General features: G+C 35.4%; 8 protein-coding genes. 7 read left to right on the top strand and 1 reads right to left on the bottom strand.

The window, feature by feature from the left end; translation table 11 throughout:
* Positions 1 to 46: 46 nt before the first annotated feature.
* The 6 genes from DZ858_RS02885 (at position 47) to DZ858_RS02860 (ending at position 8,352) form a co-directional block, all read left to right on the top strand.
* A complete protein-coding gene (locus DZ858_RS02885) occupies positions 47 to 1,210 on the top strand; it encodes a homogentisate 1,2-dioxygenase (protein WP_117158039.1) in 1,164 nt (387 codons plus the stop codon).
* Positions 1,211 to 1,338: 128 nt separating this feature from the next.
* Positions 1,339 to 2,499, top strand: a complete 1,161-nt coding sequence (hppD, locus tag DZ858_RS02880; RefSeq protein WP_117158038.1) for a 4-hydroxyphenylpyruvate dioxygenase — start codon at positions 1,339 to 1,341, stop codon at positions 2,497 to 2,499.
* 100 nt (positions 2,500 to 2,599) lie between these two features.
* Positions 2,600 to 3,370 carry a DUF3108 domain-containing protein gene (locus DZ858_RS02875; RefSeq protein ID WP_117158037.1) on the top strand — a complete coding sequence of 257 codons (771 nt, stop codon included), beginning with the start codon at positions 2,600 to 2,602 and terminating at the stop codon, positions 3,368 to 3,370.
* A 278-nt stretch (positions 3,371 to 3,648) separates the two neighbouring features.
* A complete protein-coding gene (locus DZ858_RS02870; protein WP_239990707.1) occupies positions 3,649 to 4,875 on the top strand; it encodes a M23 family metallopeptidase in 1,227 nt (408 codons plus the stop codon).
* A gap of 186 nt (positions 4,876 to 5,061) precedes the next feature.
* Complete coding sequence (locus DZ858_RS02865) at positions 5,062 to 7,818, top strand: TonB-dependent receptor (protein ID WP_117158035.1); 2,757 nt, start codon at positions 5,062 to 5,064, stop codon at positions 7,816 to 7,818.
* 93 nt (positions 7,819 to 7,911) lie between these two features.
* Positions 7,912 to 8,352, top strand: a complete 441-nt coding sequence (locus tag DZ858_RS02860) for a hypothetical protein (RefSeq protein WP_117158034.1) — start codon at positions 7,912 to 7,914, stop codon at positions 8,350 to 8,352.
* A gap of 42 nt (positions 8,353 to 8,394) precedes the next feature.
* Here DZ858_RS02860 and DZ858_RS02855 read toward each other — a convergent pair whose 3' ends face one another.
* Positions 8,395 to 9,450 (bottom strand): endonuclease/exonuclease/phosphatase family protein, encoded by a 1,056-nt coding sequence (locus DZ858_RS02855; protein WP_117158033.1) that lies wholly within the window; start codon positions 9,448 to 9,450, stop codon positions 8,395 to 8,397.
* Between the two features lie 127 nt (positions 9,451 to 9,577).
* Here DZ858_RS02855 and DZ858_RS02850 point away from each other — a divergent pair, with 127 nt between their 5' ends.
* Complete coding sequence (locus DZ858_RS02850) at positions 9,578 to 12,430, top strand: carboxypeptidase-like regulatory domain-containing protein (protein ID WP_117158032.1); 2,853 nt, start codon at positions 9,578 to 9,580, stop codon at positions 12,428 to 12,430.
* Positions 12,431 to 12,448: the final 18 nt, after the last annotated feature.

The raw sequence follows: 12,448 nt of genomic DNA, 5'->3' as shown, positions 1-12,448 counted from the left end.
AAAACAGTGATTTTTTTCCGATATTTGTGTAGAAAACAAGCACATTATGCCATTCTATCATAAATTAGGAAAAATACCTCATAAACGACATACACAATTCCGTAAACCAGACGGGAGTCTATATTCAGAACAACTCTTCGGAACCATTGGTTTTGATGGTATGTCCACTAATAGTTACCACGAACATCGCCCTACTCAAGTTAAAGAAATAGCGAAACAATACAGCGTTGCACCTAAAATTGCGAAGCATAATAATATGCAGTCGTATAAATTTAAGGGATTTAATGTGCAACCTGAAAAGGATTACTTACAAAGTCGAAAAACAGTATTGACAAACAGTGATTGTAGTATTATTCTTGCCGCACCACAAGAATCGCAAAGAGATTATTTTTATAAAAATACAGATGCTGATGAGCTAATTTTTATTCATAAAGGCAGTGGAAAGCTACGGACGCATTTAGGAAATTTGGATTTTAAGTATGGGGATTATCTATTAGTGCCTCGTGGCATTATCTATAAAATAGATTTTGATACAGATGACAACCGCTTGTTTATTGTAGAATCTAGAAGGCCTATTTACACTCCAAAACGCTATAGAAATTGGTTTGGGCAATTATTAGAGCATTCCCCATATTGCGAACGCGACTTACGCAGACCGCAAGAATTGGAAACTCACGATGAAAAAGGCGACTTTTTAATAAAAATAAAAAAGCAGGATGATATTTTTGAAATGACCTACGCCACTCATCCCTTTGATGTAGTAGGCTACGATGGTTATAATTATCCGTATGCCTTTTCTATTCACGATTTTGAACCTATTACCGGACGTATTCACCAACCACCACCAGTACATCAAACCTTTGAAACCGATGCTTTTGTAGTATGTAGTTTTGTACCTCGATTATATGATTATCATCCGGAATCTATTCCGGCACCGTATAATCACAGTAATATTGATAGTGATGAGGTGTTGTATTATGTAGATGGTGATTTTATGAGTCGTAACGATATTGATGCAGGTTACATTTCATTACACCCGGCAGGAATACCCCATGGCCCACATCCGGGAGCGACTGAGCGTAGTATTGGGAAAGAAAAAACAGGCGAATTAGCTGTTATGGTCGATACATTTAAACCGCTTAAGGTAACCGAAGATGCTTTAAAGCTAGCCGATGGCACGTATTACCAATCTTGGTTAGAACATGACTAAAAAAACGAAATATTTGAAAAAACTAGTTATTTCCGCACAAATGCGTGCTATGTGGTAATTCTCTTTAATAAGCAGATATATTATTATTCAGAAAAAAACAGTAACGCATTCATTAAAAACTAAACACAATGAGTAAAGACATAAAATCAGTAGATTACGGATTAGAGAAAATATTCGAGGGAGCACAAGATTTTCTTCCTCTATTAGGGACGGACTATGTAGAGTTTTACGTAGGAAATGCCAAACAAGCAGCTCATTTTTACAAAACTGCTTTTGGTTTTCAATCATACGCCTATAAAGGTTTGGAAACAGGTAGTAAAGACAGTGTTTCGTATGTGCTTAAACAAGATAAAATTCGTTTAGTGCTTACAACACCTTTAAGTTCAAAAAATCCAATTAATGACCATATTGTTAAACACGGTGATGGTGTAAAAGTGGTGGCACTTTGGGTAGAAGATGCTCGAAAGTCTTTTGAAGAAACCACTAAACGCGGTGCAAAACCATTTATGGAACCTACAGTTGAGAAAGACGAACATGGCGAAGTGGTACGGGCCGGAATTTACACATATGGAGAAACTGTACATATGTTTGTAGAGCGTAAAAACTACAACGGAACTTTTATGCCAGGTTTTAGAGAGTGGAACCCAGATTACAATCCAGAACCCGTTGGTCTTAAATACATAGACCATATGGTTGGTAATGTAGGCTGGAACGAGATGAACACTTGGGTAAAATGGTACGAAGACGTGATGGGCTTTGTGAATTTCCTTTCATTTGACGATAAACAAATTCACACCGAATATTCTGCCTTAATGAGTAAAGTGATGAGTAATGGGAATGGAAGAATTAAATTTCCCATTAACGAACCAGCCGAAGGAAAGAAAAAATCACAAATAGAAGAATATTTAGATTTTTATGAAGGACCAGGCGTTCAGCACATCGCAGTTGCTACCGACGATATTATCACAACGGTTTCCAAATTACGAGAGCGCGGTGTGGAGTTTTTATCCATTCCTCCAGAAGAATATTACAATGCTGTACCTGCTCGGTTAAAAGAATTTGAGCACGAATTAAAAGAAGACATCGAAAAATTAATGAGTTTAGGTATTATGATCGATGCAGATGAAGAAGGGTATTTATTGCAAATTTTCACAAAACCTGTAGAAGATAGGCCAACTTTATTTTTCGAAATTATACAGCGTATGGGTGCTAGAGGATTTGGCGCTGGTAACTTTAAAGCGTTATTCGAGTCTATAGAACGTGAACAAGCATCAAGAGGAACCTTGTAAATAAATGTAACATATAATAAACTCCATCGTCTTAAAGATGGAGTTTATTTTTTTGGAATAAAACTTGTATATATTCTTATACAAACTAAAACCCCAAATAATGAAATACCTATTTTCTCTTCTGTTTTTATGTACTTCTTTTGTGTTACTGGCACAAGACAAGGCCTATGGCGATGGTGAATGGTTCAAATTTCGGGTGCATTATGGCTTTGTTACTGCAGGTTATGCAACCCTTGAAGTTGATAATGCCAAATTGGAAGGTAGAGAAGTGTATCATGTAAAAGGAAAAGGAAGAACTGTAGGGCTTTCAAAAGTGTTTTTTAATGTAGAAGATGATTATCAATCTTATATAGATAAAGAAAAAGATATTCCATACCGTTTCATTAGGAAAATAGATGAAGGAGGACATACCAAAGACATTCAGATAGATTTTGACCACGCAACAGGAATTGCACATATAAATAATAAAAAGCACAAAAAAAAAGAGGTAGTTTCATTTCCTAAAAATGCACAAGATATGGTTTCGGCCTTTTACTACTTGCGTAATAATTTAGATGCAAGTAATATACAGAAAGGTGAAACAATAGACATGGATATGTTTTTTGATAAAGAAAACTATAAATTCCGTTTAAAATTTTTAGGCAGAGAAGTATTAGACACTAAATTTGGGAAAGTCCCTTGTTTAATATTTAGACCATATGTACAAGCAGGTCGTGTGTTTAAAGAGAAAGAAAGCCTTACTGTTTGGGTAACAGATGATGACAACAAGATGCCTATGCTTATAAAAGCTGATTTAGCTGTTGGATCTTTAAAAGCATCGCTTTCAGAATTTAAAGGCCTCAAACATTCCTTTAAAATAATAATGGATTAACAGGTTATTGAAAACTTCAAAAATAAACCCTATTTAATATAAGATATTTGAAATTTCTACGTTAACGAAACTAAAGGAATAAGGAAAAGAAATTAATTTTCATCTTAGCTATAACATAGTTTTATGCTATTTGTGTTAAAATAAGTCTGTTAGCTTCTTTTTTTGAGGATTTACATTCAAAAAGGCCTTTTTTTTCGTAATATTGAACCTGAACTTAAAACCTACTGCTCCTTCCCAAAGATGGCAGTATCGTAGAACCCCAATAAAGCTACAAAAAATTGAAGAAAATACTAGTAATGTTTTTGCCCGTTTTGCTTTTAATAGCTTGCGAATCTGGCAATAAAGACTTAGCCGAAGCTGTAGAAATAGAAAAGGCCCCTGAATTAATTAAAGAATACGGTTATATTTTAAATGATTATAATATAATAAGGGATACAATTCAGTCTGGTGACACCTTCGGGGATATTCTTGATGCTCATGGAGTTCCACAGGATAAAATTTTTAAAGTAGCTACTAAGTTTAAAGACAGTTTTGATGTCCGTAAAATAGTAGTAGGCAAACCGTATGTACTTCTCAATTCAAAAGACTCATTAAATACCACACAGGTTTTTATCTACGAAAATAATAAAGTGGACTATTCGGTGGTCGATTTTAGGGATGACCTATCGAGTTATACTGGCGAAAAACCTGTCACGTATGTTGAAAAGTCTGCAGGTGGAATCATTGAAAGTTCCTTGTCGCAAACTATGGCAGATGCAGATTTAAGTCCGTATATGACCGATAAGCTATCTAATATTTATGCGTGGACTGTTAACTTTTTTCATCTTCAAAAAGGAGATCGTTTTAAAGTTGTTTATACTGAAAAATTTATTAATGATACTATTCCTGCTGGTTTGGGAGAAATTAAAGCAGCCTATTTTGAACACCGAGGCACACCATTGTATGCTTTTAATTACGAAACGAAATTGGATAGCACAACAGTAATGGATTATTATGACGAGCAAGCAGATAACCTACGTCGTGCTTTTTTAAAAGCACCGGTACAGTTTAGTAGAATTTCTTCCCGTTACAATCTTAATAGAAGGATTGCTTATTATGGGTATAAGTTACGTCCACATAAAGGGACGGATTTTGCTGCACCATTAGGTACTCCAATTTTGGCAACAGCAGATGGTACTGTTACAAAATCTGAATATCGCGGTGGAAATGGCAATTATGTAAAAATTCGTCATAACAGCACCTACGAAACCCAATATCTCCACATGAAAAAACGTAATGTACGCGTGGGCAATTATGTACGCCAGGGCGATGTAATTGGCTGGATTGGGATGACCGGAAATACAGGAGGTCCTCATGTTTGCTATCGTTTTTGGAAAAATGGTAAGCAAGTAGATCCTTTTAAACAAGACTTACCCATGTCGAAACCTTTAGAGGAAAAATATAAAGAAGATTACATCTCATTTATGACGCCTTTAAAGACTCAATTAGACTGTATTGAATATTGATATTTAACATTTTTTTAATTTGTTAAAAACCTGTTATTAACTAATAATCAGAAATTCAATTCCTTACAATTTTCATTGTACTTTTATTTTTGAAAAATTTGTTAGCGTTTTCTTAACCTTTATACTTTAAAAAAGGAAAAAGGAGATGTATATTTGCAGAAATTTTTAAAAACAAACTTCATTACAATGAAAAAATTATTTTTATTTACTTTCCTTTTGATAGGCTTTGCTGCCTTTTCGCAAGGGACTATTTCGGGAAAAGTATTAGATGGAAATACAAACGAACCTCTTTTAGGGGCCAATGTTGTAGAAACAGGAGCCAATAATGGAACGACTACCGATTTTGACGGTAACTTCTCTTTGAAAGTTTCTGAAAATTCTGGAAGTGTTAACATTACTTATGTAGGTTATGAAACTCAAAATATTTCATATACTTTAAGTAATGGTTCAGCCAATCTTAAAACAATCGTATTAATGCCTGATGACAATGCATTGTCTGAAGTTGTAATTACAGCTGCTGGGGTATTAGATATTGCAAAAGACAGAAAAACACCTGTTGCTGTTTCAACAATTGGAGCTGAACAAATTCAGCAGAAGCTAGGGTCTCAGGAATTTCCTGAAATTTTAAGCAACACTCCTTCTATTTATGCTACTAAGCAAGGTGGTGGGTTTGGAGATGCTCGTATTAACATTCGTGGTTTCGATACACAAAACTCTGCTGTAATGATTAACGGGGTTCCTGTTAATGATATGGAAAACGGACAAGTATATTGGAGTAACTGGGCTGGTTTGTCTGATGTTGCTTCGGCAATACAAGTACAACGTGGTTTAGGTTCTTCAAAGCTGGCTATTTCTTCAGTTGGAGGTACTATTAATGTAATTACTAAATCTTCAGAACGTAAAGAAGGTGGTTTCTTTTCAGGTGCTGTAGGGAATAATGATTACTTAAAAAATGTTGTGTCTTACTCAACTGGTTTAAGTGAAAATGGTTGGTCTGGATCATTCCTTTTCAGTAGAACTGCTGGTGATGGTTATATTAACGGAGGAAAATTTGAAGGATACAACTATTTTGCTGCGATAGGTTATAAGCCTAATGAAGATCACTCTTTAGAGTTTACAGTAACTGGAGCACCACAGTGGCACCACCAACGTTCTAGAGGTATTGCAATAAGTGAATACCTAAAGTATGGTAACGATGGAGAGCCGAATATAAAATATAACGATGAATGGGGATATAAAAATGGAAAAGAATTTTCATTTAGAAGAAACTTCTACCACAAGCCTGTATTAAACCTTACTTGGGACTGGGATATAACTGATGCAACAAAATTAACGACTACTACCTATGCTTCATTTGGCCGTGGTGGTGGAACCGGAGAAATTGGTGAGATACAAGGAGCTAGACAGTTTCAATTGAATAGAACTAGTGATGGATTAATTAGAGTAGATGATATCATTCGTTATAATAGTGGTGGTTCAGTACAAGGATTAGTAGGAGAGGATCTTACTAGAGTAATTCAAAGAGATCAAGTAAACGGTCTATACTTAAATAATAGCGATATAAACGATAATGCCGATAATACGAATGGTATTACTCGTCGAGCTTCTATTAATTCACATAACTGGTACGGTGTATTAGCTAACTTAAAAACTGAACTAAATGAAAATCTTGTGTTAGATTTTGGTGTTGACTTAAGAACCTACACAGGTTTTCACTACAGAAGGGTTAATGACCGCCTAGGTGCTGATGCATACCAGCAAACCGATGATAGAAACAATCCTATAGGAGAGGGCGAAACAAATATTTTCTATGAAACCTATGATGCAGATCAACCTTGGTGGGTATTTGGAGATATCGACGATGAAGAAAAAATTGACTACTATAATACAGGTCTAGTTAATTGGGTAGGTGCATTTGGTCAATTAGAATATACCATAGGTGAGGATATAACAACTTTTGTACAAGGATCTTTAGCAAACCAAGGATTTGCTCGTGAAGAATTTTTCGGGGAAACACCTCCAGAGAAAACTGATTATGAGAACATCTTAGGTGGAAATATAAAAGGTGGTGTTAACTGGAATATTGATGACAACCATAATGTTTTTGCTAATGGAGGTTACTACTCTAAACAACCTTTATTTGATGCTGTATATATAAACTTTGGAAATAACCTAAACCCAGACTTACAAAACGAAAAGATAGTAGGTATAGAAGCAGGATATGGTTACAGAAGCAGAAAGTTAAGAGCCAATGTAAATGTGTACAGAACAAGCTGGGCAGATAGATTTGAATCAGTTGGAGCTACCTTTAACCAAGGTGAACCAGATGAAGTAAGAGGTACTGCTAACATTACAGGTATTACTCAAGTCCATATGGGTGTTGAAGCAGATTTCAGATATAAATTGACAAATACTGTTACATTACGAGGAATGCTTTCTGTAGCAGATTGGCAATATCAGGATGATGTAACGGCAGCTTATTTTGACAATGACCAATCTCCAATTATTGTTGGAGGAGTGCCACAAGTAGAAACATTGGAATTAGATGGTGTAAAAGTAGGTGATGCTGCACAGTTTACAACATCATTAGGAGCAGATGTAAATATCTTAGATAATTTAAGTGTAGATGCAAACTACAGATTCCACGATAATTTATATGCAGACTTTGACGCTACATCTGTAGGACCAGAAGGAGCGCTTAAATTACCATCTTATGGTTTATTAGATGCAGGTTTGTCTTTTAACGTTCCTTTCGTAAATGATGAAAGAGTTGAGTTTAGATTAAACATCAACAACGTTCTTGACGAAACTTATATTTCAGAATCTGATACAAATGTTTTTGCTGAAGCAGGAGACAGTACTTACGATGGTATATCAACTCAAAACCGCGTATTCTTCGGATTTGGAAGAACATGGAACGCAAGTGTTCGTTTTAACTTCTAAGAAATATCTTTAAATTTTCTAAAACCGCTTCATCTATTTGAAGCGGTTTTTTTATGGAATAATCGCTACCTTTGGGATTCTAAAAATCTAACTATGTACACCACTCTTCAATTTGTTCATTCGTATTGGGCATACCTTGTTTTAGTTATTGTTGTCTTGGCAACCCTAAACGCTTTAATTAGCTTTTTCTCTAATAAAGAATATTCCCCTAAAGATTTCAGGATTTCGTTATTTGCGTTAATCGTAACTCATATTCAGTTATTAATTGGTCTAATACTTTATTTTGTGTCGCCTTTAGGCTTACAATCGTTGACAAGTAATGGTATGGGGACTGTTATGAAAGATTCTATGTTACGCTTATATGCAGTAGAACATCCACTTGTTATGATACTTACGGTGGTTTTTATAACAATTGGTTACTCAAAACATAAAAAGAAATTGGTTTCCAAACCAAAATTTAAGATGCTGGCTATATTTTATACCATCGCCCTTATTTTAATGCTGAGTAGAATACCTTGGGGACAGTGGTTTTAAGAATTAAAAAAAGCCCTTTTTATTGTCGTTAAAAGAAGATATTTATTTTGAAACTTCTTTAATTAAATAAACATACACTGGGAAGTGATCGCTATAACCACCAGTAAAACCATTTGCAAAACTTCGGTACGGATACCCTTTATATCTCCCTCTAGGATTTGCAAGATAGCTCTTGTTAAATATACCAGCTTTGTAAAACCTATATGAAGAATAGTCTTTCTTAAGTAATTCTTTAGAGAGAATTATTTGATCAAATAAATTCCAGCTATCTCTCCATGCCAGAGTACCAATTCCTTTATTGTGCATCTCTTCCATAGGGTTATAAAGTTCTTTAAGTTTAACATCCTCTCTATTTTTTTTAGCTTTTAAAACTTCTTTTACACTTGGACTAGTGGGGTCGTCGTTTAAATCACCCATGGTAATAATTTTAGCATATGGATCTTGACTAAAAAGTGAATCGATAATCTGTTTGTTCAGCTTTGCAGCCTTTATTCGTTTGGGACGACTCCTAGCTTCCCCACCGCTACGAGAGGGCCAGTGATTTACTATAAAGTGTATTTTTTCACCATCGAGCATACCACTAACCAAAAGTTGATCCCTTGTATATATGCGTCTAGTACGATCATTATTATAATATATTAAAAGTGGGTGCGCTTTATAATTAGTTGGTATAAATAGTTTTTTTTGGTATAAAAATGCTACATCAATCCCACGCCTGTCGGGAGAGTCAAACTGAATAATACCGTAATCTTTGTTTAAAAGAGGTTCTTGGTTTACAAGGTCTTCTACTACCTTCTTGTTTTCAATTTCAGAAACCCCTATAATAGCAGGGCTAGTCCCAGTTATATCTTCTCCAATTTCTGAAATAACTTTCGCCATATTGGAAAGCTTTTGTTTGTATACTTCTTCTCGTACATTCTCTCCCATTTCCATCATCGGGCTAGATTCGTCATAAATAGTAGTGTCATCTTCGGTATCGTATAGGTTTTCAAGATTGTAAAAAGCAATGGTATTTATTTTATATTTTTTAGTCTCTTGAGAGAAGGCAAGGGTACAATAGAGAGTCAAAAGGACAAAATAATAATAAGTGAATTTCATTAAAATATAGTTAAAATTGTAAATAAATAACTATAAAAGTATTAAAAAGAAAGTTATTCAATAAAAAATTGTAATTTTACTTTTAATAAGACTCTCCTTTTTTAGCAACAAGCAACTATTTTTTAATATGAAACAGTATCTATTTGTGCTGTGGATTGGGTTATTGAGTTTCTTTCAGTTTCAAGCCCAAGATACAGTTGTAATGGGGAGAATTGTTGATACAGATTCCAGTGAGCCCATAACCGGTGTTGAGGTACATATTCAGTCCAGTAATTTTAGTGCTGAAACCTCTGCTGAAGGAACTTTCAGTATTAAAGCAAGTGACTTGCCACAAGGGGAGCAAGTACTTTTAGTTGCTACCCCAAGTTACATAAGCCAACGTATTCCAATTATTATTCAAAATGGAGAAACTATTAACCTTGACCCTATTTTATTAGAGGTTGACCTAACTGAAGTAGAAGCTCAGATAGGTGTTATTAGTCTTTCAAATAATGAGTTGGACCAAGATGATGGAACCTCTTTTAATATTTCAGGGCTTTTGCAAGCATCAAGGGATGTATTTCTTAATGCTGCCGCTTTCGATTTCAGTGCTACTTTTTTCCGTCCAAGAGGACTAGACAATGAAAACGGGAAAGTATTGATCAACGGTATTGAAATGAACAAACAATACAACGGCCGCCCACAATGGAGCAATTGGGGCGGGTTGAACGATGCGCAACGAAACCGAGAGTTTTCAATGGGCTTGAGTCCTAATGATTATACATTCGGGGGCATTGCTGGGACTACTAATATTGTTATGCGTGCATCTCAATACAGGGAAGGAGGGCGTATTTCATATGCTATGGCAAACCGCAGTTATAGTGGTCGTGTTATGGGGTCGTATAATAGTGGTCTATTAAACAATGGTTGGGCATACTCAGTATTGGTTTCTAGACGTTTTGGTAACGAAGGATATATAGATGGTACTTTATATGATGCTAACTCCATATTTGCTTCAGTAGAAAAACAATTGAGCGATGATCATAGTTTAAATTTTTCGGCTTTTTATACACCAAATAGAAGAGGGAAATCTACGGCTATTACTCAAGAGATGAAAGACCTAAAAGATAGAAGGTACAACCCAAACTGGGGCTATCAAGATGGGGGTAAACGCAATAGCCGCATTCGGGAGATTGAAGAACCGGTCATTATGTTGAACCATTACTGGGATATTTCAGATAAAACAACACTTAATACCAATCTTGGCTACCAATTTGGAAAAATGGGAAATACCCGCATAGACAATGGAGGTACTAGATTGATAAACATTGACGGAGAAGAAGCCTATATTGGGGGTGCCCGAAACCCTTTGGGTAATTATTATCAACGTTTACCTAGTTATTTTTTACAGGACGACGACCCAACAACAGCTGATTACCGAAATGCATATTTGGCCGAACAAGAGTTTATAAATGACGGTCAATTAGATTGGGAGTCATTGTATAGAGCTAATTCCATTGTAAGAACAAATGGAGGAAATGCTATTTATGCTATACAAGAAGATAGAGTTGACGATACACAACTTACTGCAAACACCATTTTAAATACCAGTTTTGCAGAAAATATACTTTTTACTGCTAGTGCGAACTATCGTAATTTAAAAAGTGAAAATTTTGCTGAACTAAAAGACTTATTGGGAGGTACAGGTTATTTAGATGTAGATTTCTTTGCTGGCGAAGATGCCCAAAACCAACAAATAAGTGTAGGCGATATAGCACAGAGTGATTTGCAAAATCGAAATCGTATTGTAAAAGAAGGCGATCGTTACAAGTATAATTACGATATCAACGCTGATGTGCTTACAGGTTTTGCCCAAACTCAATTTAAATACAACAAAATAGATTTTTACACAGGTGCCGAAGTTTCATCAACTAATTACCAACGTAATGGATTGTATGAAAACGGAAATTACCCAGGTAGCAGATCGTTAGGGAAAAGTGAAAAGGTGAGCTTTACTAACTTTAAAGTAAAAGGAGGGGCAACTTATAAAGTAACAGGCCGTCATTTGGTTGACTTTAATGCCGGTTACTTGACGAAAGCCCCAAGCATTCGCAACACCTTTAGCAATGCACGTCAAAATAACGATGTAGTTATTGGTTTAGAAGATGAGAAAATTACAACTGCCGACCTTAGTTACATTTTCCGTTCGCCTATAGTAAAAGCAAGATTGACTGGATTTTACGCAAATATTAAAGATGCAACAGATATAGGTTTCTACTTTACTGAAAATCTAACTGGTCTTGGTTATGACGAAGGGGCTTTTGTACAGGAAGTGATTAAGGGTGCCGAAAAAAGACACTTAGGAGCCGAATTAGGTATTGAGGCCCAAGTAACACCTACAATTAAATTAAAAGCAGCGGCGTCTGTTGGACAATACATTTACAATAACAATCCTAACTTGTATTTAACAAGTGATGATTTTGAAGGCCCGTTGGTATTTGGTGGCGGTACAACCAACTTAAAAAACTATCACATTGCTGGAGGGCCTGAAAGAGCATATCAAGTAGGGTTTGAATATCGTGATCCTGACTTTTGGTGGGTAGGTACAACAACCAATTATTTCAGCAATGCATATATAGATGTAAATAACTTGGCACGATCTGCCAATTTCAGTACTGATTTTGATGGACAACCCTATTCAAATTACGATCCTGAAGTTGCAAAAGATATCCTTAAACAAGAAGAATTTGGCGATTACTTTTTGGTAAATGCAATAGGTGGAAAATCCTGGAAAATAAACGATTACTATGTAGGTTTCTTTGCTGTAATCACCAATATTTTAGACCAAGAATATAAAACAGGAGGTTTTGAACAAGGAAGAAAAACTGCCTATCCAGATTTACAAGAAGATCAATCTAGAGCAAACGGCGCTATTTTTGGACCCCGTTATTTCTTTGGATATGGAACTTCCTATTACCTAAATTTTTACGTACGCTTTTAACTAAAACCGAATAAAACA

The sequence above is a fragment of the Marixanthomonas ophiurae genome (assembly GCF_003413745.1).
GTDB lineage: Bacteria > Bacteroidota > Bacteroidia > Flavobacteriales > Flavobacteriaceae > Marixanthomonas > Marixanthomonas ophiurae.
Note: the sequence above shows the minus strand (reverse complement) of the source record. Positions and strands in the feature narration are given on the sequence as shown.